This window comes from Flavobacterium sp. FG139 (assembly GCF_057809695.1).
On the sequence record NZ_JBMDKL010000016.1, the window covers coordinates 38,930 to 64,524 of the forward strand.

Here is a 25,595-nt window from a genome sequence, read left to right on the forward strand (position 1 = left end):
ATACGATGAAACTTAAATTAGTTAGCCTATTCTTTATACTGTTATTTGCAACAGCATCGGCACAAAATCCGGTGGTTGTTGGAGATAAATTTGACTTTGACAGCAAATATGAACAAGACCCACAATTGGTTTTGAAAGACAATTACAACCATTACTTATTTACGGTTACCAATCGTGATGGAATGTTGGCCGATCACCACATTATTTTACGAAAATTTGACCAGAAAAACCAATTGGTGAACACCTATTCTCAAGATTTTGCCATCAATATGTTTACCTTACACAATTACTTGGGTGGGTTTGAATTGAGTAATGATAAGTTTGTAGCATTCATCAATTCGTATTCTAACAAAACCAGTAAAACCGAATTGTACCAATATGTATTTGACAAAACTACAGGTAAATTTACTGCAACGGTAATTGCTTCTTATCCTATTGTATCATTGAGTAAATCGGGTAATTTTTCGATTTCAAAATCAGAAAACAACCAATTTTTTGGCATTGTATATCAAAAATACAATACTAAAAAAGAGCCAGAAGAAAGTGATTGTACGTTGTTAAACGCCAAAACTCTGGATGTTGTTTGGAAAAAAACAGTGTCGTTTACCGATGAATTTTATACTACAGATGGGATTACGACCAATTCTGGGAAAATCATCTTTTTAAGAAACCCTAGAAGTTATAAAGAAACCAACTACCTTTCGGTTATTGACGGACAAGGTCAAGAAATGAAAACTTTTGAAGAAAACACGAAAGTATACCGCCCTTTAGCAATTTCTATTGGAACACAAGACTATTTAATTGCTGTTAATTATCATAACAAAGGGATTAGAAGAGGTGATTTTGGAAGTATTATGTTCTACGATTTGACTCAAGGAAAAATGCTGAAAAATAACAATATTGACGATTTCAACATGACCAAAGACATTAAAGAAGTTAATTTTAGAAATGTTTTTATTCAGAACAATGAAATCCATTTGTTTGTTGAAGGTAAATTCCAATCGGGAACCAAACCAAGTGTTACCTTTCCAAATTCTACCTTTACGGATCCAAAATTCAATTACGGTCCAGCTAACTTATTAGTGTTTTCATTGGAAGGAGAATTGAAGCAAAACATCAAACTTCCTATAAATAATGATACCGAAGCCGATTTTTATCATTCCTTTGGATTGTTAAACATCAAAGGAAATTATTTTTTAAACACCGGTTTGTATTATAAAAATAGTAGTTATTATTATGGATTTAATAAAATAGATCCAAACAATAAACTTGCCATCACCTCTGTTGGATTGAACTATAATTTCAATAGCGATTATTCGTATAAAATTGTAAACCAACTGGTTGCCTATTTTAATGACAGTAACAAATTACTTTTCACTAGAATGTATGGTGCAGACAAAATGTATTTTGTGAGTATGCCTCTGCCGCAATAACGAGTCATTTCAAAATAAAAAAACACCGCTAGAATTTAGCGGTGTTTTTTTTTATAACTTCATTAAATTTTCTCGAAACTGATCAGCATAATACTGAATTACATTTTGATCAAAATAAGGTTCATTATCAATTCGTCCAATAAATGTTGCGCCTGTTTTTGCGAGAATAATAGCTTCGGAAGCTGGATTTTCATCGCCAGAAAAGATGATTCCACCAACAGGAATATTTCTGCTTTTCAATGCTTCACAAGTTAATAAAGTATGATTGATGCTTCCCAAATAGTGACGCGAAACAACAATTACTTTATAGTCGTTTTGAATCAAATCAATAATGCAATCGGTTTCGTTTAACGGAACTAAAATTCCGCCAGCGCCTTCAATCACCAAATGATTCTTGGTTTTGGGTTCGATGATTTGGTTTAAGTTGATTGTTATTCCGTCTATTTCTGCTGCCAAATGTGGACTTGCCGGCGTGTTTAGTTTATAACTATTCTCGTGAACAACAGTCGTTTGGTTAGAAATATACCGCTGGATTTTATGGCTATCTGAATTATCTAAATCGCCAGCTTGAATGGGTTTCCAATAATCGGCTTTAAGCGCTTGAGTTACTATGGCTGAAGTAATGGTTTTACCCACATCGGTGCCAATGCCTGTGATGAATAGTTTCATGGTGTTGTGCCACAGATAAAACGGATTGAACGAATTATCACTGATTTTTTAAATTAATTTTTCTATTATTTGTGTAAATCATTCTTTTAAATTCGGGCTCATCACCAAAATTTAAAAGTAATCCAACTTCTATGGGTGTTGCTTTTAAATAATTCATTAGTTGAGCTACATGCACATTCATTAACAGTTCACAAGCCTTCAACTCAACAATTACCTTATCTTCTACAAATAAATCTGAATAATATTCCCCAACAAGTTGCTCCTTAAAATGAACATTTATTTTCTTTTGAGCTTCAACTTTAAATCCTAAAGATTTTAACTCAAAATACATTGCATTTTGATAAACTTTTTCGAGAAAGCCATAACCAAGATGATTATAAACTTCGTAATAAACTTTTAAAATAGCATCTGTAATAGGCTTGTGTAATAATGTTGTCATCTGTGTATATCTGTAAAATTCGTTTTGTCCGTGGCTAAAACACAAATGTACTTAATGTTTGTAACACATCCGAGATTTCTTTTTCAGAATTGTATGAATGCAAACAAAAACGCAAACGCTCTTGACCTTCTGGAACAGTTGGGGATAAAATAGCTTTCACATCAAACCCTTTTTCTTGAAGTTGATTAGCAATAAATTTTACCTTTTCATTACCCGGTAGTATAGCACATTGAATGGCTGATTTACTGTATACAAAAAGTGGTTTTAATCCGTGTTGCGCTTTCTCTTGGTTGAAATGAACAATGTTGTTTTTGAGCAATTGCAATGCTTTTTTTTCAGCATTCAAATGGTGGTAAGCCGATAAAATGGTGGCTACCGAATGAGGCGAAAGTCCGGTGGTATAAATAAAACTTCTGGCGAAATTGACCAAATAACTTTTTAGTGTTGCACTTCCTAGAACAGCAGCACCATGACAACCTAAGCCTTTTCCGAACGTTATAATTCGTGCGAAAACCTTTTCTTGCAACCCTAAACTCTGAACCAATCCTTCGCCACTTTCTCCGAAGACTCCTAATGCATGGGCTTCGTCAATCACTAAATACCCATTATACTTTTCAGACAAAGTAACTAATTCTGCTATCTTAGGCGAATCACCATCCATAGAAAAAACACTTTCTGTCACAATAAAAATGGACGATAGTTGTTGGTCATCGGCAACCTGTTTTAGTAATAAACGTTCTAAATCGGCTAGATCATTATGTTGAAATTTATAGGATTTGGCGTTACTCATTTGAATGCCATCTCGAATGGAAGCATGACACAATTCGTCGAACAAAATTACGTCATTGCGTTGGGGAACTGAGCTAAAAAAACCCACATTGACATCATAACCCGAATTGAAGATCAAAGCCGCCTCTGATTGATGAAAACGGGCTATAACATCTTCTGTGATCTGGTATAACTTATGGTTTCCAGAAATCAATCGCGAACCAGTGGCACCGTTTATTTTAATATTATTTTCTAGAAGATAGTGGTGTGTTTGATTAAATATTGCTTCCGATTGAGCAAATCCTAAGTAATCGTTGGAAGCAAAATCGATTAAATTATTTCCTAAAGGCAAATTACGCAAGGCATTAGCGTCTTGACGTTGTTGCAGTTTTAATTGTAATGACTTTGGAAATCTTTTCATAGCTTAATTTTATCTACCCATTGAAAATCTCCTTTTTTAGTAGCATCAAGTAAATCAATATTTAATTTATTGGAAACTATAAGTGCAAAATCAAAAGCTGATTTTTTATCATCAAAACAAAACATTTCATAATGCTTATTTCCTGTATACCAAAGAAGGGTTTGAAACACATCATTTCCATTATTAAACACGGATACATATTCAAATTCACTAACTTTTGATACAATCTTTTTAGAAAATTTTCCGACAAGATAACGTGTTACAATAGTATTGTCTTCTATCTCAATATCTTTTGTCGCAGAAAATGTAATTCCACTTGCTAAACTTGGTAAACCATAAATGAAAAATTTATATAACTCAATCACAAAAACAAAACTTGAAGTTTTAAATAGTAATTGATATAAAAACAAAAGGAAAGTAAAAATAGTAATTGAAAAAAATATAGCTGCGAGTACTAGTTCATACCAAGCTCTTTTCCCAGAATATATTTTCAATGTTTTATCTTGTAAAGAATCCATACTTCAAAAATAAAAAAAGCCAAACAATAATGCTTGGCTTTTTAGTTTTATTTTGAACTGTCTTAATCTGCTAAAACAATTACTTTATTGTCTTTCATTTCAATAGTCCCTGATGCGATATCAAGTGTGTAGTTTTGGTCGTTTACTTTAGTAAATTTTCCTTCCAAAACGTCACTTTCAAACTTAAAACTAGAAGCAGTAATTTTCACTGTTCCTTGTTTTAAAATAGAAACTATTGGTGCGTGATTGTTCAATATTTGAAACGAACCATCAACACCTGGCAAAGAAACCGAAGTTACTTCACCTTTGAATAATGTAGCTTCCGGTGATACTATTTCTAAAATCATATTATTTAATTTAGGATTCTGGATTTAGGGTTTTCGATTTAGGAAGTTCATAAAATCCTAATTCTTTGTTTCCTTAATCCTAATTCTTACGCTTCTGCTAACATTTTTTGTCCGGCTTCGATAGCATCTTCAATAGTTCCTTTAAGGTTGAAAGCTGCTTCTGGCAAGTGGTCTAATTCACCATCAATAATCATGTTGAATCCTTTGATAGTATCTTTAATATCAACCAATACTCCAGGAATACCAGTAAATTGCTCTGCTACGTGGAATGGTTGAGATAAGAAACGTTGCACTCTACGTGCTCTTGATACTGATAATTTATCCTCTTCAGACAACTCTTCCATACCAAGGATAGCGATGATGTCTTGAAGTTGTTTGTATTTTTGAAGAATTTCTTTTACTCTTTGTGCACAATCGTAGTGCTCATTACCTAAAATTAGCGGTGTCAAGATACGAGAAGTAGAATCTAATGGATCTACCGCTGGATAGATACCTAACTCAGCAATTTTACGAGACAATACTGTTGTTGCATCTAAGTGAGCAAAGGTTGTTGCAGGAGCTGGATCCGTTAAGTCATCCGCAGGAACATATACCGCTTGTACGGATGTAATAGATCCTTTTTTAGTAGATGTAATTCTTTCCTGCATCGCACCCATTTCTGTTGCTAATGTTGGTTGGTAACCTACCGCAGAAGGCATACGACCTAAAAGAGCCGAAACCTCTGAACCTGCTTGTGTAAAACGGAAGATATTATCAACGAAGAAAAGTACGTCCTTACCTTGATCTGAACCTGCACCATCGCGGAAATATTCTGCGATTGACAATCCTGATAAAGCAACTCGAGCTCTTGCTCCTGGTGGCTCATTCATTTGTCCGAAAACGAAAGTAGCTTTAGACTCTCTCATTCCTGGTTTGTCAACTTTAGTTAAATCCCATCCTCCATTTTCCATAGAGTGCATGAAATCTTCACCATATTTAATAATTCCTGACTCTAACATCTCACGAAGTAAGTCATTTCCTTCACGAGTTCTTTCTCCTACTCCTGCGAATACAGAAAGACCACCGTGACCTTTTGCAATATTGTTAATCAACTCCTGAATCAATACTGTTTTACCTACTCCAGCACCACCAAACAATCCAATTTTACCTCCTTTTGCATAAGGCTCAATTAAATCGATTACTTTAATTCCTGTAAATAAAACTTCTGTAGAAGTTGATAAATCTTCAAATTTTGGTGCTTGTTTGTGAATTGGCATTCCGTTAGCTCCGTCTTTAGGTAAATCTCCTAAACCATCGATAGCATCTCCAACCACGTTAAACAAGCGTCCGTATACATCAGCACCGATTGGCATTTGTATTGGAGCACCTGTTCCGTGAACATCAACACCTCTGCTTAAACCATCTGTAGAGTCCATAGATACAGTACGAACGGTATTTTCACCAACATGTGATTGTACTTCAAGTATTAATTTAGAACCATCTTTTTTAATGATTTCTAGTGAATCATAAATTTTTGGTAATTCAGCATCTTTTGTATTGAACACTACGTCAACTACTGGTCCGATGATCTGTGAAACTTTTCCTATTGCTTTTGACATTGCTTATGTATTTATTTAATAGCGTTTTAGAAATGAAAAAATGATGTCATTTTTCAGAGTGCAAAGATAATTTTTCTAAATAGAAAATCAATAGCAAAAAGCTATTTTTTTATATGTTTTTTGTTTTTTTTATCATACAACGCATTAATCATCGAGAAATCTATAGTATACAAACAAAAAAACCACCAACTAACGTTGATGGTTTTGATAAAAATATATTTATTTTCTTATAGAGAAGCTGGGAAAAGTATTCTATAATTTCCTAAGTTAACTCCTTTTAAATTAGATCCATAAGTAGCATTGATTGCTTCAATAAATTTATTCGCGATTAAAGCATATCCTCTTGGACTTGGATGAACACCGTCTAATGAAAAAGAATTTCCTGTTACATAAGTTGAAGTCATGGTAAAACCATTATAAGAAAGTCCTCCATTAGCTACTTGCCCTAATACTGCATTTGCATTTACAAACGCCAATCCTTTAGAAGAAGCTAATGCTTGAATAGTTGTATTATAAGCATCTGTTGCCGTTTTAACCTCAGCTGTTTCTGTAGCCGTTAATGTAGTATTGTCTTGCATTGGATAAGAAACCCCAACAGTATTAAAAGGAGAAGGAGCGCCTGTTTGTGTCGTTCCAATAATACCTCTAGCTGTCAATAAAATATAATCTTTAGTAGCCGTAGCGTTACTCGCATGTCTTGCTCTACCGTATAAATTTCCAACATATCCTGCGGTTGTTGCTCCCAAAGCTGGAGTCAATACTGCTGTAATAGCAGCTGATAAGTTTGGTAATGATTCGTCTACAATTAATAAAGGATTTTGTTCTACCGTTGCTGGATTTCCATCATCAGCCACTAAAGTAACAAAACGGTTTGGTTGTCCAATTGTTGTAGTAATTTGATTAATTGCTCCGAACAATTGATTCAATTGAGCCGCACTGGCTGCAGGTAATCCCGGAATAGGATTGGTTGGTACTGTAGTAAAGAAAGGTACCGAAGTAACATAAGGAATATTAGCCACTACTCCTTTTGCTCCATTAGCGGTTAAATTAGTTACTAAAGTATTGTAAACCGAAGCAAAAACGTTTGGATCTGTAATATCATTAGGCCCATAAGTTGCTGGATTCAAATTTCCTGTTTGGTTGGTTCCCGTTCCACCAGAAGTAGCATAAGCTAAAACGTCATTATTACCTATCCAAAGAGAAAAAAACGTTGGGTTTTGAGCTGTTGCATCATCAATAACTGTAGATGTTGCTGAAGAAGCAAATCGAACATAGTACGGATTTGCTTGACCTGTTGCAACCCCAGCGGCATTACCATACCCAGGCGCTAACAAATGAAAACTTTTAGCTCCAGGAACACCCATATTATTAAAAGGTCCTGTTAAATGATTTGTGATTTCTGTAGATGGAGTTCCAGAAACAGGAACAGGCCCTGATCCGTTAAAAAACAATCTTGGTCCAGCTACTTGAGTACCTCCCAAAAGCAATCCTCCAACATTATCATTCATAAATGGTATTGAGAATGAACCACCACCAACTAAAGCAAATTGTTGCGATAAAATTGCTGGATAAGATCCTTTTTGTCCCTCTATAAAAAGGGCACTATCACTATACCCTGCGGTCAACGAGTTTCCTAATGATACATATTTAGAAAAGTCTGCCGATCCTGATGTAAGTGGCAATCCATCTGATGAATTAGCATCAACTGTTACATCTTCACTATTGTTACAGGCTACAAAGGTTAGAGAAACCAATAAAAGCCATTTGAAATTTTTTATCATAATAGTATGTATTATATGTTATTTTACTAAAAATTATGGATTGATTGTTAAAGATGCAAAATATTGTTGCCCAATTAAACCAGCTCCTAAAACTTGTTGGTATTCTTTACCTCCAAGATTAGCAGCTCCTAATTTTAATACTGATTTTAGTTTAGGAATAGCGTAATTAATCTGTGCATCAAATACTGTTGCAGATGGAATCATACCATCAGCAAAGGTAGATTGCCATAAATATTCTGTACTCCATCTTCCGCTTACATTGAAACCAAAGTTTTTAAATAATTTTTCGTTTCCAAAAGACGCTTTTACTCTGTGTTTAGGTGTATTGAAACCTGCTTCAAAACTTGGGTCTTTTGCTTGATCAAAATCGAATTGTGCATAATTATAATTAGCACTTACTTCGAAATCTTTGTATACTTTTTTAGACACACCAACGCCAAATCCTAATGATTTAATTTCGATATCGGTGTTGGTATACAATTGGTAATTTCTAGTATTTCCATTAGCAAGAGCGTGCAATGATTGAGTACCTAAATCTGTTAATGGGTTACCAAGTGGGTTTGGAGAATCTACGGCAGCACCATAGAATGGAGCCACAACTGTTAAGTTTCCTAAGAAATTATTATAGGTATTATAATACGTGTTAATATCAAATGAAAAACCTTTAAATTGACCTCTATACCCTAATTCAATAGCTCTAACCGTTTCAGGTTTTACATAACCAACGTTTGATTTTCTTAATAATGTTGCAGCAGTTAAAGGATCTGTTCCTGCTAAAGCAGCAAATGCTTGTGCTGAAGATGCTGTATACGAATTGTTATACGCATTTAAACCAGTCATCACAACTGAAGTTCCTCCTGCAAATGCTTGTCCAGTTGCTGTTGCAACAGGCAATGTTTCTGAATATCTCGTTAAGTTGTCTGGTGCTGAACCAATCAATACGGCATTACCCACATTAAATCCGATGTATTGGTCTTGAGTAGATGGGTTACGGAAACCTGTTTGGAATGAACCTCTAAACGTATGGTTTTTTTGAGCTCCAGCGGAATAAACTGCCGAAATTCTTGGAGAAAAATTACCATCAAAGTTTTTAGATTTGTCATAACGAACAGATCCTGTTAATTTCAATCGGTCTTCCATTAATTTCTTTTGCAACTGTGTATACATTCCATATTCGTTATAGTAAATAGGACCATTTGCATCGGTGTAAATTCTACCATGTGAATTCAATTGGTATTGTCTAAATGAACCTCCAACTTGAATTTCAATTGGTTTGAAAAGATCTTTAAAATTATAATTCGCATCTGAATGATAAATTCTAGAATTGTCTACCAATTTAGAACCTGAAAGCACATCTGGATTAGATATTACGTTATTGAAAGCTGCTTTAAAAGCGTCTGTTCCCGGAATTAATCTACCCGTATCAGCCACTGCTCTAGCTGCCGCATGCGCTTGATCTGGCGTTGCGCCTCCTAAAGTAGACGTAATATATTGTCCGGCATATTGTCCAAACCAAGTGGCATCACTTTTCCAAGCTCTGTTTACATTTAATGCTGTAAACAACATGTCGTAAGATTTACCTCCGTCTTCTGTGGTAGTATAACCTCTTACAAAGAAATTTTTACCTTTAATTTCTAATTTATGTTGTTGCATAAAAAATCCATTCAAGTAATATCTGTTTGCTCCTTGATATACTGTATTACCAAAACCAAATTTACTTTGCCAAATGATTTCTGTATCGTTTGCCCACGGTTTAAAATGAAGCGAAAAATCAATTTTAGCATTTCTAACTTTATTATCGGTTAAATCAACTTCGTTGTATCCGGTTCTACTTACATTATAACTTGGCAATAAGTTTACGGCTGATGCAGGTATCAAACCTAATGCTGCTAAAGACTGACCAACACCTTTAAGGTTAGTTGAAGCCTCATCACCATACACATTCAATCCATTATAATTGTAATACGATCTATCTTTTCCTGGGTTGTTTAAATCTCTATAATCTGTTGCGTACCAATCGGTAGCTTTTAAGAACGTAAAATTAGCTTTGGCAGCAAAATGTTTATCAAATGCATGTGCAACTCTAACCCCATAATCTACATAATCATTGGCTCCAGCAGCTTTTTGATTAGTTTGTCCATATTTTACATAGGCAGTAATCCCTTGACTTGTGAATGGACTTTTACTGGTCATAAACATAATTCCGTTAAAGGCATTTGCTCCATACAACGCCGATGAAGCACCAGGCAATAACTCAACATTTTGAACATCTACCTCTGAAATACCTATTAAATTTCCAAGTACAAAGTTTAACAATGGAGATGAATTATCCATCCCATCTACTAATTGCATAAAACGCGTATTAGCAACCGTTGCGAAACCTCTTGTATTAATAGATTTAAATGACATACTACTCGTATTCATCTGCACTTCTTTTAGATTTTCTAAACCATCATAAAAGGTTGGCGAAGCCGATTTCTTTATGTCTTTTACTCCCATTCTTTCAATGGTAACAGGCGACTCTTTGATACGCTCTGGAGTTCTAGAAGCAGAAACTACAATCTCATCAAGTTGGGTGTCAGCATTTTCTAAAACGGCATCTATCTTTTGCCCTGCAGAACTTACTTCTACTTTTTGAGTAGCATAGCCAATGCTCGTAATCTCAATAGTGAAAGGTGGTTTTTTGGTAACTTTAAGAATGAATTTACCGTCTCCATCCGTTGCTGCTCCCGAAGTTTCGCCAACGATCTTTACGTTTGCGCCGGGAATTGGTTCGTTTTTACTGTTTTTTACCGAACCTGAAATTGTGTTTTGTGCGAAGGATACGCTACAAAAAAACAACGTCAAAATAAAATAATAAATCTTCATTAGGTTTGATTTTGTTGGTTTAAGTAGCCAAAATACAAATTATTTTTAAATTAATAAAAAAAGACACTATTATTTTAATAATTATCAGTTTTTACGATTCTTTATTGTTTATTCGCATAATTATCATTTTTAAGTTTTTCTTAACTTATTGTGAATTTTAGCTCAATTTATTATGCGTACATACTATTTTTGCGTAAATTTTTACATTTTACTCAAAAATATTTTCATAAAAAAAGCGAGAATTACTTCTCGCTTTTTTTATGTTTATTTTTACTATTTATTCAACAGTAACCGATTTAGCTAAATTTCTTGGCTGATCTACATTGCATCCTCTCAGAACTGCAATATGATAAGATAATAATTGCAACGGTATTGTAGTTAATAATGGCGATAAAGCATCCGATGTTTCAGGAATTTCAATCACGTGATCGGCTAATTCTTTTACTTGCTTATCCCCTTTTGTAACAATGGCAATAATTTTTCCGCTTCTCGATTTGATTTCTTGAATATTACTTACCACTTTATCATAATGCCCTTGTTTTGGAGCTATCACTACAACTGGCATCTTTTCATCGATTAATGCAATTGGGCCGTGCTTCATTTCGGCCGCTGGATATCCTTCTGCATGAATGTATGATATCTCTTTTAATTTTAAGGCACCTTCTAAAGCTACTGGGAAATTATATCCTCTACCTAAGTATAAACAATTTGGCGCATCTTTATAAATAGCAGCTATTTCTTTAGAGATATCATTCGTTAAAGCTAACGTTTCGGTTACCTTTTCTGGAATCAATTCCAGTTCTTGCAGACATCTATGGAAATCAGAATTAGACATAGTACCTTTCGCTTTTGCCAAACGAAGTGCAATCATGGTTAAAACGGTAATTTGAGTCGTAAATGCTTTGGTTGAAGCCACACCAATTTCTGGTCCTGCATGCGTATAAGCGCCTGCATGAGTTTCTCTAGAAATAGAAGAACCAACCACATTACATACCCCAAAAACAAAAGCGCCTTTTTCTTTAGCTAATTTTATAGCGGCTAAGGTATCGGCTGTTTCACCCGATTGTGAAATAGCAATTACTACGTCTTTATTAGTGATAATGGGATTTCTATATCTAAATTCAGAAGCATATTCAACTTCAACAGGAATTCTTGCAAATTCTTCAATAACATATTCTGCTACTAAACCAGCGTGCCATGACGTTCCACAAGCAATAATCAAGATACGGTCTGCATTGAGGAATTTTTCAATATTATCTTCAACACCAGCCATTTGGATTAAACCACTATTGGCATTAAGTCTACCTCTATACGTATCTTTAATGACACTTGGCTGCTCATAAATTTCTTTGAGCATGAAATGATCGTAACCGCCTTTTTCAATTTGCTCTAAATTCATCTGCAACTCCTGAATGTAGGGATCTACTAAAGAGTCATCTTTGATTTTTCTTATTTTTAATGGCTTATGCAAACGCACAATGGCCATTTCTTCGTCTTCTAAATAAATAGCATTTGACGTATATTCTATAAAAGGTGAAGCATCAGAAGCAATAAAAAACTCATCTTCTCCCACACCAATAGCTAATGGACTTCCCAATCTCGCTACAACTATTTCGTCTGGTTTTTTCTTGTCAAAAACACAAATAGCATAAGCTCCCACTACTTGGTTTAAAGCTACTTGAACTGCCTTACCTAATTTTAATTTTTCGTTTTTTTGAACTTCTTCAATAAGATTAACCAAAACTTCCGTATCCGTATCCGATTTGAACACGTAACCTCTATTGATTAATTCTTTTTTCAACGGTTCATAATTTTCGATAATACCGTTGTGAATGATTACTAAATCCCCTGAATTTGAAACATGTGGATGCGAATTTACATCATTAGGAACTCCGTGAGTAGCCCATCGAGTATGTCCGATACCAATCGTTCCATTAGTCGTAATCTCTTTGGAAGAACGCTCCTCTAAATCGGAAACTTTTCCTTTGGTTTTGGAAACTTTCAACTCTTTTCCATCGAATAGCATTACACCGGCACTGTCATACCCTCGGTATTCTAAACGTTTTAATCCTTTTATTACGATAGGATAAGCTTCTCTATATCCAATATATCCAACAATTCCACACATAGTTGTACTATTTAATTAGTCAGGTTTAGTATAATAAATTTCTAATTGTATTCTTTTCCCTACTGGCACATTTGGTGTTGAACCATACAAAATAGTTCCCAAAGGATTTGCAACTGACATTACTGGCACATACTTAGAAACAAATGTGCCATCTGTGTTATTTACATTTGAAGTAGAAAATGGCGATACTAATGTTGCTCTAGTTACATTCATTATGTTCTCTGTCACAATCAATCCCAAGCGCACATTAGTTGAGTCGGTAGCGACATCCGAACCACCAAATTTAATAAGATTTCTTATATGATTTGTAATTCTAACTTTATATTTTGTTCCGCGAGTCCCATCGGATATTTTTACTACTTTAGATTGATCATCCAGTAGAATTCCTCCATGAATAGACTTATTAAATTTAGTACTAGTACTAGTAGACCCATCAATAAAGAAGTCTGCCAACGGTCTATTGTGTGTTAAATCATACAAATAAACTCGGTTAGGTTCTGGCGCACTAGTTCCTAATTTAGTTTTGTCTATATAGAAAGTAATATTAGCTTCATTCACTAACCATTTATCAGTTCGCATCTGATTTAACGCTGGTGAATCATCATTCTTTTTACCATCAAATAAATCGATAATGGCCATTGATCCATTGCCGCCTTTTAGATATAAATTATCATCTCCAGTAGTAGGATTTGGAGTTACATAACCTGGAAAGTTATTGTCATTATCTAAGAAATTTACGGTATTTCCAGAAAGGTTTAAAGTGAGTGTTTTTCGGATTACCGCAGTATCGGTAGATGACGTTTGGTCATGATACACCATAGTGATAGTTCCTCTAGAAAAATTCATCATGGCTAAAGTTCCTTGACTGGGTGAACCTGCAGAAGGCTCTACTTTAAAATACAATCCTCTAAAATAATTTTTAAACACATTGTTATTGTACAATTTCCCTGAAGGTGCATTGACAATTTTATTTTTAAAGAATGTCTTATTCAAATTAATGAACATACCTGGTGCCTTGCGTTCAGCGACATTAGTATGAGCTGCCTCTTTGTATAATTTTATTTGCTTATCACTAAAAGTAAATTTATCATTTTGACTGTTGTCATTGGTAGCGGTCAAATCATAAATGCTTCCGTTGTCATCATTCAATCTATTTCCTAAAATCATTCCTTCATTTTCAAACTGTACTTGTTGATTGGAGTAATATTTTTGCAATTGTTGCGGACCATTAGTGTAATCAAACGTTTCTAAAAACTTATTCGATTCATAAATACTCAATTTTATGGGTGCGCTACCTTGAATCGAATCCAATTCATAAGTACTATCACCCGAATCGGTATCCGTACTCACAAAAGTTGAAAAATAGGGTACATATAAATAAACAGAATCCACTACGATATTAGCTGGATCATAAAACGTTGGGTTTGTTGAAGCCAACTCCAATTGTGTAACATAGCTAGCGGTAGTTTTTCCAAAAACTGGATTGTTGTAAAAACCAAACTGATTGACAGGCAGATTGTTAGACTGAACAGGACCTAACCCTTGGTTGTATGCAACTACATCATATGTATTATGGTTCAAACCATAGTGTTCATCTCCAACAATTCCAGAACCAATTTCATTAAAGTCTCTGTCGCAAGAGGCGAATAAAACGATTGCTATTCCAACCACTACTGTTTTAAGAAAGAAATTAAATTTCATGTTTTTTGTAATTATATTATAACATCTTTTTATAAAAAGACGTGTAGGCCTCAGCAAACGCATCTTTCGGAGCGAAAGGTAAAAAAGGTTTCCCTGAAGATTCTATAAATTTTGTTAAACTTGGAGAAAGATTTTCGGAAGCAATAATCACGGCATCCGAGTGCATTACCGAGGTTTTAATTAAACTTTCGTAATTTGGAACTTCCATATCGGCAACAGCCTCGTTCGGAATTCCGTCAAACTTAATTTTATTGATCATTTCAACATCCAAAGTTCCATCAAAAGATTGACCATATACCGAAGTAACAATTTTTGTTTCAGAAAACAAGGCCTCGTCTTTGTAAAAATGTTTCATGTAAACCGGTAGCATGGAAGCCATCCAACCGTGTACATGTATAATATCGGGAACCCAATTCAATTTTTTTACCGTTTCAACAACACCTTTGGCGAAGAAAATGGCACGCTCATCATTATCGGGATACAATACCCCATCTTCATCAGAAAACGTTGCTTTTCTTTTGAAATATTCATCGTTGTCAATAAAATATACCTGAATGCGTTCTTTCGGAATGGAAGCTACTTTGATAATCAAAGGCATATCGACATCGTTTACCACTAAATTCATCCCAGAAAGGCGAATTACTTCATGTAGTTGATGTCTTCTTTCATTAATATTTCCATATCGAGGCATGAAAATTCTGATTTGTCCACCCTGATCATTAATCATTTTTGGTACGTCATATGACATTAGAGAAACTTCATTCTCTGCTAAATAAGGCACCACTTCAGATGATACATATAATATCCTCTTATCTTCCATTATGTTATGTATGTATGTATTGGCAATAAAAAACAGGCAAAATTACAAAAATTTATGCAGATAATTACTAAAGTAGTAAGTTTGTACCCTATTTTAATTAAAAACAGATGCATATTTTTAACAAAAAAGCCGATTTAACAAGCTACTTGAAAGATAAAGGCCTCATTAAATCTACCATTGGTTTTGTTCCTACTATGGGTGCATTACACGATGGACACCTTTCGTTACTAAAAAAATCTGTTGAAAATAACACTACTACTGTGATTAGTATTTTTGTAAATCCAACGCAATTCAACAATGCTGATGATTTAGAAAAATATCCTAGAACCTTAGAAAATGATGTTGAAAAAGTAAAGTCAGTTTCCGATAAAATTCTGGTATATGCGCCATCAGTAGACGATATTTATGAAGGAAATACCAAATCTGAACAGTACAGTTTTGATGGATTGGAACATCAAATGGAAGGCAAATTTCGTCCCGGACACTTTGACGGTGTTGGTACAGTTGTTAAACGGCTCTTTGAAATTGTACAGCCAACGAATGCTTATTTTGGCGAAAAAGATTTCCAACAATTACAAATTGTGAAAAAGCTCGTAGAAAAAGAAAAATTAACCGTAACCGTTATTGGCTGTCCAATTTATAGAGAATCTAACGGATTAGCAATGAGTTCTAGAAATGAAAGACTTTCCGAAAAAGAAAAATCCGAAGCGGCAATAATTTACAAAACCATTAACGAAGCAAAAAAACAATTTGGCACAAAATCTGCTAAAAGCGTTTCAGAATTTGTTGCTAAAACCTTTCAAAATCATCCTGTTTTCGAACTAGAATATTTTGAAATTGCAGACGAGGCTACCTTATTGCCATGTATTCGAAAAAATAAAAACAAGAAATATCGTGCTTTTATTGCCGTTTTTGTTAACAAAATCAGATTGATTGATACTATTTCACTAAATTAATTTAACTTTGCCCCATGCAAATTCAAGTTGTAAAATCAAAAATTCATCGCGTTAAAGTAACTGGCGCAGATTTGAACTATATCGGTAGTATTACTATCGACGAAGCTTTAATGGATGCCTCCAATCTTATTGAGGGCGAAAAAGTTTCTATTGTAAACATTAATAATGGCGAACGCTTTGAAACCTACGCTATTAAAGGCGCACGCAATTCAGGCGAAATTACGCTCAATGGTCCTGCAGCACGAAAAGTACATGCCGGCGACATCATCATCATTATTTCTTATGCTACTTTAGATTTTGAAGAAGCTAAAACATTCAAACCATGGCTCGTTTTTCCGAATGAAAACGACAATTCTTTGAAATAATCTTTTGAAAAATCAAATCAGTAAATGGCTGTCGATTCTTATTCCAATTTTATTGGGCGTTGGAATCATTGTATACCAATACTACCAATTTACCGAGGCACAAATCCAAGAAATTATTGGCTATTTTAAAAATGCCAATTATTTTTATGTAACATTAGCGGTTTTCATAGGATTTATTGGCAATGCCCTACGTGCTTATCGTTGGAAATACATGCTCGACCATTTGGGATACGATTCCAATTTTCAAAATAATTTTATGGCAGTTAATATTGGCTATCTTCTCAATTTAACCGTGCCTAAATCGGGTGAAATCTCTAGAGCTTTAATTGTAAAAAAATACAACAACATTCCCTTCGACAAAGGCTTCGGGACCATTGTGGCCGAGAGAATAATAGATATGTTCTTCTTGTTATTTTTCATGCTATTAGCCGTTATACTCCAATTTAAAATTGTAAAAGCCTTTATTCTGGATAAAATTCCACTGCATTTACTAGCCTTGATTTTAACTTTTGGAATCGTAGGTTTTATTGTTTTTATTTTGGTTTACAAATACTCCAAATTAAAAATCGTATTGCTTTTTAAAGAAAAAATCTCTGGATTAAAAGAAGGATTATTAAGTATTTTTCACATGAAAGAAAAATGGAAATACATTTTCCAAACAATCCTAATTTGGCTGTCCTATCTTGTTACGTATTATGTTGCTACCAAGGTAATTCCGGAAACATCTTCACTTTCTGTCGGCGCTATTATTACTTGTTTTGTGGTAGGAAGTATTGCCATTGCATTTACCAATAGTGGCTTTGGAGCCTATCCATTTTTAACTTCAAAAGTACTTTTATTTTATGCAATTGCAGAACCCGCTGGGGCTGCCTTTGGATGGATTATTTGGACGTCTCAAATGCTTTTGGTTTTGATCTTAGGATTATTATCATTTTTACTGCTTCCCATACTGAATAGAAAATAATTTATTATATTGCTTGATTTTAGATTACTTTTAGTTATTCAAAATCAAACGTTTTTATGAAAAAATTACTTCTTTTAATTGTTATTGCCTTTAGTTGTAACGGATTTGCACAAAAGGTTAAAGACAGCGTTTTGTCTAGAAAATTGGACGGCTATAAATACCTAAAAGTATCATTACCCCCGAGTTATAACAAAGATTCTAAAAAAACCTACCCTTTACTGCTACTTCTAGATGGTGATTATTTGTTTGAACCTTTTCAAGGTGCCTTAAATTACGGCTATTATTGGGATGATTTACCCGAAGTGATTATTGTAGGATTGCAATTCAACCAAAATAATGAACGTGAAGACTACTGCTCTTTTGACGAAACAACAGGTTTACCACAAGATAAAGGTGAAGACTTTTTTGAGTTTATTGGTGGTGAATTGGTGCCTTACATCCAAAGCAGATACCGAACTTCTAATTTCAGAATGATTGCTGGTCATGACCTTACTGCTGGCGTAATGAATTTATTTTTATACAAAGACAATCCGCTTTTTAACGCCTATATTTCGCTAAGTCCAGAACTGCCTTTTGAAATGGAAACTCGTGTTGCAGAACGATTAGGTACGTTTAAACAAAACATGTTCTACTACCAATCTTCGGGTGATGGTGATGTAAAATCCATGAAAGAAAAAATAACCACATTAGACACCAATATTAAAGCCCTTAACAATCCTACATTAAATTATAGATTCGACGATTTTAAAGAAGCTTCTCACTATTCTTTAGTGTTGTATTCTATACCAAGTGCGTTGTATCAGTTTTTTGCTGCCTATCAACCCATTTCTACAGCTGAATTTCAAGAAAAAATTGTCAAGCTAGAATCGGGTTATGTCGATTATCTTAAAAACAAATACGATGTTTTAGACAAAGCGTTGGGCATCAAAATGAACATCAGAATCAACGATTTCAAAGCCATTGAAGCCGCTATTTTAAAAAACAAAGCCTATGGCGAATTTGAACAACTGGCCCAACTTTCTCATAAAATGTATCCTAAATCAATGTTAGGCGATTATCACATGGCGATGTATTATGAAAACACTGGCGATATTAAAAATGCCGTACGCTATTATCAAAATGCCTTTCAAGCGCAACCCATAGGAGATTTAACCAAAGACATGATGCTCGATAAAGCAGACGCGCTTAAATCTCAAATTAAAAAGAAATAACTAAATCAGCAGAAACAAATACGCTAAATGGCAAAGCTCAAAACGTCATTCTTTTGTCAAAATTGCGGAACTCAATATGCCAAATGGCAAGGACAATGCAATGCCTGCAAAGAATGGAATACTATTGTTGAAGAAATCATTCAAAAAGAAGAAAAAACAAGTTGGAAACCCACTTCGGAAGTAAAAAAAGCACCAAAACCACTTAGAATTGCCGAAATCGACTCGTCGCAAGAAGTGCGATTAGACACCTTAGATGGTGAATTGAATCGTGTCCTTGGTGGCGGAATTGTACCTGGCTCATTAATCCTTTTAGGCGGTGAACCCGGAATTGGAAAAAGTACATTGTTGCTTCAGATATCCTTAAAATTACCCTATAAAACCCTATATGTTTCGGGCGAAGAAAGTCAGAAACAAATCAAAATGCGCGCCGAAAGAATTACGTCTAAAGATGACAATTGCTATATCTTAACGGAAACTAAAACGCAAAACATCTTTCGCCAAATTCAGGAAATCGAACCTGAAATCGTCATTATTGACTCCATCCAAACGTTACATACCGATTACATCGAATCGACTGCTGGAAGTATTTCTCAAATTCGAGAATGTACTGCCGAATTAATAAAATTTGCCAAAGAAACCAATGTTCCAGTAATTTTAATCGGACATATAACTAAAGACGGAACCATCGCCGGACCCAAGATTTTGGAGCATATGGTCGACACGGTTTTGCAATTTGAAGGTGATCGAAATCATGTATACCGTATTTTACGAAGCTTAAAAAACCGCTTTGGTTCTACTGCCGAACTTGGAATTTACGAAATGCAAGGTTCGGGCTTACGAGAAGTTTCCAATCCTTCCGAAATTTTACTTTCGCATCGCGAAGAAGAACTTTCGGGAACCGCTATCGCGTCTACTTTAGAAGGCATGCGACCGCTTATGATTGAAATTCAAGCGCTCGTCTCAACTGCTGTTTATGGAACGCCCCAACGAAGCACAACAGGTTATAACGCCAAAAGATTAAACATGCTCCTAGCGGTTTTAGAAAAACGTGCTGGCTTTCGATTGGGAACAAAAGACGTATTTTTAAATGTTACTGGAGGAATTTCTGTTGATGATCCTGCCATTGACTTGGCGGTTGTGGCCTCCATACTTTCGTCAAATGAAGATATTGCTGTGGGTAAAGACGTTTGCTTTGCAGGAGAAGTTGGACTTTCAGGTGAAATTCGTCCTGTTAACCGTGTGGAACAACGCATTCAAGAAGCCGAAAAATTAGGTTTTGCCACCATTTTTGTTTCCAAATACAATAAGATTTCTGTGAAAAACAACGGAATCAAAGTCGTTTTGGTTTCAAAAATAGAAGAAGTAGTCGAACATTTATTTGGATAATAAATCAAATAATAAAGACGTTATCTAAAAAACCAACAGTGTATGAAAACTAAATTTACTTTTTTATGCTTCTTGCTCTTATCACTAACGTCTTGTCAAAAAAATGGCGGCTTATACAGTAACTTTCAAGATTTACCAGAAAACCACCAATGGAAAAAATCGGATGCTAAAACCTTTAATTTTACCATCGATAATGACACCCAATTGTATGACATCGTTTTTACATTTAGCCATGTATTTGATTACCAATTCAATAGTGTGCCAATTGATTTTGTAATGGAACATCCAGATGGCACCAAAGAAAAATTCAGTATCGATTTAAAGATTAAAGACTCATCTGGGAAAGAATTGGCCGATTGTTCTGGCGATGTATGCGATTTAAGTTATACCGTAAAAGAAGGCGTTACACTCTCAAAAGGAACCTATAAAGTCATTGTTTCCAATAATTTCAACGGCCCATATTTACCCAATGTTATTGGTGTGGGATTGGAAGTAAATGCTAAAAAATAAAATGAGAACCAAAAAGCAAAAAACCCTTCTTTTTATAAAACTAGTGCTTCTGGTAGGTTTACTTGGAGTAATTGTGGTTATTGCTTTTAGAAATTCGATTCTAGAAACTGCCATTGCCCGAATTGACCATAAACTGAACCGCGATTACCAATGCCGTTTTCATGTGAAAAATGCGAAATTTCACGGCATATCCGATTTGGAATTTGAAGAAATAACGCTGGTTCCACAAAAAGCCGATACTTTAGTTAGCATTAAAAATCTAAAAACTTCCGTTAATGTTTGGGAATTACTTTTTGGAAACATTCAATTAGGAAAACTCGAAATCAATAAAGGCTTTATCCAATTGGTGAAAAACGAAAAAGGCCGCAATTTTGATGCCTTTCTGAAACGAAAGAAAGAAGAAAAAAGCGACGACCAACAAGTCAATTATGCCAAACTGGCTTATCGCATTTTATCCAAAACATTAAATCTGGTTCCGACCGACATGAATGTAAAGGGATTTGCCTTCAAAATGGACGACATGGGCAACAAAGTGGTTTTTGATTTTGTGCAATTGCAATTGGAAGACAAGAAACTCCACTCGATAATTAAAGTCAAAGAAGACCATTTAACGCAAAACTGGAGTATTTCTGGTTTTGCCGATCCACGTGATCGAAAAGCCGATTTGAAATTCTTCGATACCAAAAACGATAGCATTCGAATTCCGTATTTGGACAAAAAAATTCATTTAAAAACCAGTTTTAAAACCATTCATTTCAATTTAGAAAATCTCGATATGAGTGGTGGTGAATTGCATATTGACGGCTATACTTCTATCGAAAATTTCAAAATCAATCACGCCAAAATCGCCAAAAATGATGTGCTGATTAAAAGTGCACGTTTCGATTATCGTTTTGTTTTTGGTGACCGATTTATGGCTATCGACAGCACTTCGCAAGTCAAAATTAATGCTATAAAATGCGCACCCTATCTTTCATACACTAATGATACTGATAAGATTGTTGCCTTAAAATTGAACATCCCAAAAATGAAGGCACAAGACTTTATCACGTCGTTGCCCGATGGTTTGTTCAGTCATTTTAAAGGCATGGAGGCACAAGGAAATTTCAGTTACAATTTGAATTTCGAATTCAATAAAAGCAAACCCGACCAAGTGGTTTTTGAAAGCAAATTAAAACCCGAAAATCTTAAAATTACCAAATACGGTGAGGCCGATTTGAACAAAATCAACTCCGAATTCACCTACCGCGCCATTGATAAAGGTGTAGCACAGCGCCCCATTTTGGTAGGCAGTTCCAACCCAAATTACACGCCTTTAAATGCCATTTCGCCTTACTTGCAAAAATGCGTTTTAACCAGCGAAGACCCGTCGTTTTTTAACCATCGTGGGTTTATAAACGAAGCGTTCAAACAATCGATTGCTAAGAATATTAAAACCAAGAAATTTGCTCGTGGCGCCAGCACCATCAGCATGCAGCTGATTAAAAATGTATTCCTAACACGTGAAAAAACCTTGTCGCGAAAATTAGAAGAAATTCTGTTGGTTTACATCTTAGAAAACAATCGTATTGCATCTAAAGAACGTATGCTGGAAGTGTATTTCAACATCATTGAATGGGGACCAAACATCTACGGAATTGGCGAAGCGTCGCATTTTTATTTCCAAAAAAGACCCGCCGATTTAACCTTAAAAGAATGTTTGTTTTTAGCGACTATCATACCAAAACCCAAAGGATTCATGTACCGATTTGATTCGGAGAACCAATTGAAATCGTTTGCCAAACAACAAGATAATTTCTTGACCCGATTGATGTTACGACGTAATCTGATAAATACTAACGACACTACTGGAGTGTTTCCATTAGTCGTTTCTGGACCTGCGCAATTTTTTCTAAAAAACAAAACCAAAACTACGGTTGAAAAAGATTCACTAATTCTAGATGAATTTAATTTTTAAAAAAAATCCATTTCATCCCAACCTTTCTATCAAAATAGTGCTCTATATAAGTAATCCGAAGATTTGAATTTGGATTTCACTTAAAAAAGAATGCTATGAAAAAGAAATTTTCCTTAGAAATTACAAGTCCGTGTCACGAGAACTTTAACAACATGACTCCAAATGCCAACGGTTCGTTTTGCAGTTCATGTGCCAAAAACGTAATTGATTTAAGTACCAAAACCAATCGTGAAGTGGCGCAATTCATCGCAAAATCAAAAGACAAAAACATTTGTGCTCGATTGAGCGTTTCGCAATTGGAACAAACGTTTGAATACGAAACCCATCCTAAAAATCATAATTTCAAATTTGCTGTGGCCATGGCGGCTTCGGTTATATTAACGTCTAACCTTGTGGCACAAGAAAACAAACAACCGGTCACAACTGTTCAAACTTGTGAAGCCAAACCAATAAAACATTTGATTGGAAAAATGGCGGTTCAACAACAAAAAATGATGGTAGTTACTATAAAAGGTTTTGTTTTAGACAAAAAAACCAATAAACCCATTTCAGCAGAAACCTATCCAAACTTAATGATATATGCTAATGGTGCTGTGAGCAGTTGCAAGATTGACCCTAACACCGGAGCCTATTCTTTAAATGTTGAGATGAATGAAAACGCCAAAACGATAACAATTTACATTAGCAGTAACGATTATCGTTATTCTAAAGAATTCACGATAAATCCGAAAGAAAAAACCAAAACGTTAACCATTTTGGTTGATCCCGAAAAAGAATTTCAATCGATGAAAATCATGGGTGGCATGGGAGTACATTACATCGACGATAAAAAAAATAATCTTTCTTAATTCTTCCAAATGAAAAAATTTCTGTTCCTTTCGTTTTTGGTTTCGGCATTTACTTTTGCTCAAAAACCAATTTTTACTGCTGCTAAAGTAAAAGCCGCGACCGTTTATTATAATGCGGCCGAGTTGCAACAAACTACTTCGGTGAATCTTCCTGTGGGAACCAGCGAAATTGTGGTCAAAAACATAGCCGATTATTTGAATGAAAACACCATTCAAGTGGGTGCGCCGTCTTCGGTAACGGTGTTGTCGGTGCAATTCACTCAGAATTACATTTCAGAATATGAACTGGACGAAAGCAATCCTGCGATTAAGAAAGTCCGCGACAGCATTACCTTACTTCAAAAAGAAATCAAGAAAGTGCAAATTGACAAGGTTTCCAACAGCAAAACCACCGAATTGCTAGACAAAAATCAGATGGTTGCTGGCGCCAATTCTGGTTTGAATGTAGCCGAACTAATGAAATTAGCCGATTATTATAAAAACAAACGAACCGAATTGGGCAATGCCTATGTGATTTTAGATGAGAAAGAAGTTGCATTGAATACCAAACTCCGCTCGTTGAATGAAAAACTAGCCGTCAATACCCAAAAGGAAGAAAAATCGTCTAAAGGAAAATTAGTCATTCAAGTGATGAATGAAATAGCAGGAAACGTCAACCTCGACATTAATTACATTACCAATGCCGCATCGTGGAATCCGTTTTACGATTTGCGTGTAGAAAATGTAAAAGATCCAATCAATATGATGTACAAAGCACAAGTGGCTCAAAGCACCGGCATCGATTGGAAAAAGGCAAAACTAACCTTGTCTAGTGGAAACCCGAATCAAAACAATCAAGCGCCTTTGTTGAGTTCGTGGTTTTTGAGGTATGAAAATCCATACCAATATAAAGAACTTACTCAAGCAGCAAATCCAAATACTATTCAATCATTAAGTGGAAAAGTATCTGGACTTCAAATTACACCAGCTACTGAAATGGATAAAGATACTAGAATCGTTTTAAGAGGAAACAAAACTGTAACTGGAGCCAATCAAGCGTTAGTAGTTATTGACAATCAAATCTCGTCTGAAGAAGTATTAAAACAATTGCCTCCAGAAGCTGTAAAATCAGTAAATGTTCTTAAAGGCGCACAAGCATCTGCTTTATATGGTGCACAAGGAGTGAATGGGGTTATTATGGTAACCACCAAACGAATGGATGATTATACGTCTATTAACGAAAACCAACTCAACGTTTCCTTCGACATCGATATTCCATACGATATTTTATCCAACGGAAAAGCGCATTCTGTAGCCTTGAAAGAAATTAAATTACCTGCTTCTTTCAAATATTATGCGGTGCCTCGTGCCGATAAAGAAGCGTTTTTATTAGCCGAAATCAACGATTATTCGAAATACAATTTGTTGCCTGGTGAAGCCAATATTATTTTTGAAGGCTTGTATGTAGGCAAAACCAACATCAATCCTAATCAAACCGCCGACACCTTAAATTTGAGTATGGGTCGCGATAAAAAAATCTCGATTAAACGTGAAAAAGTAGTCGATAAATCGGGTACCAAATTTTTGTCATCCTATAAAGAACAAACCTTTACCTACGATTTAACCGTTAGAAACAACAAAAAAGAAGACGTGCAAATGTTGTTGAAAGATCAATATCCATTGAGTTCCGACAAAGAAGTAACCATTGAACTTTTAGACGATGGCAAAGCCAATGTAAATGAAGAAACCGGTATCATGACTTGGAATTTAAAGCTTGCACCAAATGAAACCAAGAAAATCAGAATCAGCTATAAAGTCAAATATCCCAAAGACAAAGTAATTGACAACTTATACTAACTAACTCAAACAAGCGTTAATTACTTGAAAACTACAGCCCTAAAAAGCTGTGGTTTTTTCATATTTTCACA

21 protein-coding genes are annotated in these 25,595 nt (G+C 34.9%); 10 read left to right on the plus strand and 11 right to left on the minus strand.

Annotated features, from left to right (window positions below; translation table 11 throughout):
* The first annotated feature begins 5 nt into the window (after positions 1-5).
* Positions 6-1,433, plus strand: a complete 1,428-nt coding sequence (locus ACODSI_RS13020) for a hypothetical protein (RefSeq protein ID WP_488917293.1) — start codon at positions 6-8, stop codon at positions 1,431-1,433.
* A gap of 51 nt (positions 1,434-1,484) precedes the next feature.
* On the opposite strand, the gene bioD is transcribed toward ACODSI_RS13020, so the two are convergent.
* From bioD to ACODSI_RS13075, 11 genes are all read right to left on the minus strand, one after another.
* The gene (gene bioD, locus ACODSI_RS13025; protein WP_488917294.1) at positions 1,485-2,102 is read right to left on the minus strand and encodes a dethiobiotin synthase; all 618 of its coding nucleotides are present in this window, start codon (positions 2,100-2,102) and stop codon (positions 1,485-1,487) included.
* Between the two features lie 37 nt (positions 2,103-2,139).
* On the minus strand, positions 2,140-2,541 hold the full coding sequence (locus ACODSI_RS13030) for a GxxExxY protein (RefSeq protein WP_488917295.1): 402 nt from the start codon (positions 2,539-2,541) through the stop codon (positions 2,140-2,142).
* A gap of 34 nt (positions 2,542-2,575) precedes the next feature.
* Positions 2,576-3,730 (minus strand): aminotransferase class I/II-fold pyridoxal phosphate-dependent enzyme, encoded by a 1,155-nt coding sequence (locus ACODSI_RS13035; RefSeq protein ID WP_488917296.1) that lies wholly within the window; start codon positions 3,728-3,730, stop codon positions 2,576-2,578.
* Positions 3,727-4,248 carry a hypothetical protein gene (locus ACODSI_RS13040; protein ID WP_488917297.1) on the minus strand — a complete coding sequence of 174 codons (522 nt, stop codon included), beginning with the start codon at positions 4,246-4,248 and terminating at the stop codon, positions 3,727-3,729. The genes ACODSI_RS13035 and ACODSI_RS13040 overlap by 4 nt, the downstream gene beginning before the upstream one ends.
* A 62-nt stretch (positions 4,249-4,310) precedes the next feature.
* On the minus strand, positions 4,311-4,595 hold the full coding sequence (locus ACODSI_RS13045; protein ID WP_488917298.1) for a F0F1 ATP synthase subunit delta/epsilon: 285 nt from the start codon (positions 4,593-4,595) through the stop codon (positions 4,311-4,313).
* A gap of 86 nt (positions 4,596-4,681) precedes the next feature.
* Positions 4,682-6,193, minus strand: a complete 1,512-nt coding sequence (gene atpD / locus ACODSI_RS13050; protein ID WP_488917299.1) for a F0F1 ATP synthase subunit beta — start codon at positions 6,191-6,193, stop codon at positions 4,682-4,684.
* A 227-nt stretch (positions 6,194-6,420) separates the two neighbouring features.
* Entirely contained in the window at positions 6,421-7,974 is a 1,554-nt protein-coding gene (locus tag ACODSI_RS13055; RefSeq protein ID WP_488917300.1) for a G-D-S-L family lipolytic protein, read from the minus strand.
* A gap of 33 nt (positions 7,975-8,007) precedes the next feature.
* Positions 8,008-10,842 (minus strand): TonB-dependent receptor, encoded by a 2,835-nt coding sequence (locus tag ACODSI_RS13060; RefSeq protein ID WP_488917301.1) that lies wholly within the window; start codon positions 10,840-10,842, stop codon positions 8,008-8,010.
* Positions 10,843-11,119: 277 nt separating this feature from the next.
* The gene (gene glmS / locus ACODSI_RS13065) at positions 11,120-12,970 is read right to left on the minus strand and encodes a glutamine--fructose-6-phosphate transaminase (isomerizing) (protein ID WP_488917302.1); all 1,851 of its coding nucleotides are present in this window, start codon (positions 12,968-12,970) and stop codon (positions 11,120-11,122) included.
* A 15-nt stretch (positions 12,971-12,985) separates the two neighbouring features.
* On the minus strand, positions 12,986-14,671 hold the full coding sequence (gene bamH / locus ACODSI_RS13070) for a BamH family beta-barrel-assembly machinery protein (RefSeq protein ID WP_488917303.1): 1,686 nt from the start codon (positions 14,669-14,671) through the stop codon (positions 12,986-12,988).
* A 16-nt stretch (positions 14,672-14,687) separates the two neighbouring features.
* On the minus strand, positions 14,688-15,491 hold the full coding sequence (locus ACODSI_RS13075; RefSeq protein ID WP_488917304.1) for a glycogen/starch synthase: 804 nt from the start codon (positions 15,489-15,491) through the stop codon (positions 14,688-14,690).
* 107 nt (positions 15,492-15,598) lie between these two features.
* Here ACODSI_RS13075 and panC point away from each other — a divergent pair, with 107 nt between their 5' ends.
* The 9 genes from panC to ACODSI_RS13120 all read left to right on the plus strand — a co-directional run bounded on the left by panC (position 15,599) and on the right by ACODSI_RS13120 (position 25,524).
* A complete protein-coding gene (gene panC, locus ACODSI_RS13080; protein ID WP_488917305.1) occupies positions 15,599-16,447 on the plus strand; it encodes a pantoate--beta-alanine ligase in 849 nt (282 codons plus the stop codon).
* A 14-nt stretch (positions 16,448-16,461) separates the two neighbouring features.
* Entirely contained in the window at positions 16,462-16,812 is a 351-nt protein-coding gene (gene panD / locus ACODSI_RS13085) for an aspartate 1-decarboxylase (RefSeq protein ID WP_274781136.1), read from the plus strand.
* A 4-nt stretch (positions 16,813-16,816) separates the two neighbouring features.
* Positions 16,817-17,776: a lysylphosphatidylglycerol synthase transmembrane domain-containing protein gene (locus tag ACODSI_RS13090; protein WP_488917306.1), complete on the plus strand. Its 960-nt coding sequence runs from the start codon at positions 16,817-16,819 to the stop codon at positions 17,774-17,776.
* Between the two features lie 56 nt (positions 17,777-17,832).
* The gene (locus ACODSI_RS13095) at positions 17,833-18,987 is read left to right on the plus strand and encodes an alpha/beta hydrolase (RefSeq protein ID WP_488917307.1); all 1,155 of its coding nucleotides are present in this window, start codon (positions 17,833-17,835) and stop codon (positions 18,985-18,987) included.
* Between the two features lie 27 nt (positions 18,988-19,014).
* Positions 19,015-20,373 (plus strand): DNA repair protein RadA, encoded by a 1,359-nt coding sequence (radA, locus tag ACODSI_RS13100; RefSeq protein ID WP_488917308.1) that lies wholly within the window; start codon positions 19,015-19,017, stop codon positions 20,371-20,373.
* A gap of 42 nt (positions 20,374-20,415) precedes the next feature.
* The gene (locus ACODSI_RS13105) at positions 20,416-20,883 is read left to right on the plus strand and encodes a gliding motility lipoprotein GldH family protein (RefSeq protein ID WP_488917309.1); all 468 of its coding nucleotides are present in this window, start codon (positions 20,416-20,418) and stop codon (positions 20,881-20,883) included.
* 1 nt (position 20,884) lies between these two features.
* Positions 20,885-22,840: a transglycosylase domain-containing protein gene (locus ACODSI_RS13110; protein WP_488917310.1), complete on the plus strand. Its 1,956-nt coding sequence runs from the start codon at positions 20,885-20,887 to the stop codon at positions 22,838-22,840.
* 95 nt (positions 22,841-22,935) lie between these two features.
* Positions 22,936-23,688 carry a hypothetical protein gene (locus tag ACODSI_RS13115; protein WP_488917311.1) on the plus strand — a complete coding sequence of 251 codons (753 nt, stop codon included), beginning with the start codon at positions 22,936-22,938 and terminating at the stop codon, positions 23,686-23,688.
* Between the two features lie 9 nt (positions 23,689-23,697).
* Positions 23,698-25,524 (plus strand): DUF4139 domain-containing protein, encoded by a 1,827-nt coding sequence (locus tag ACODSI_RS13120; protein ID WP_488917312.1) that lies wholly within the window; start codon positions 23,698-23,700, stop codon positions 25,522-25,524.
* Positions 25,525-25,595 lie beyond the last annotated feature (71 nt).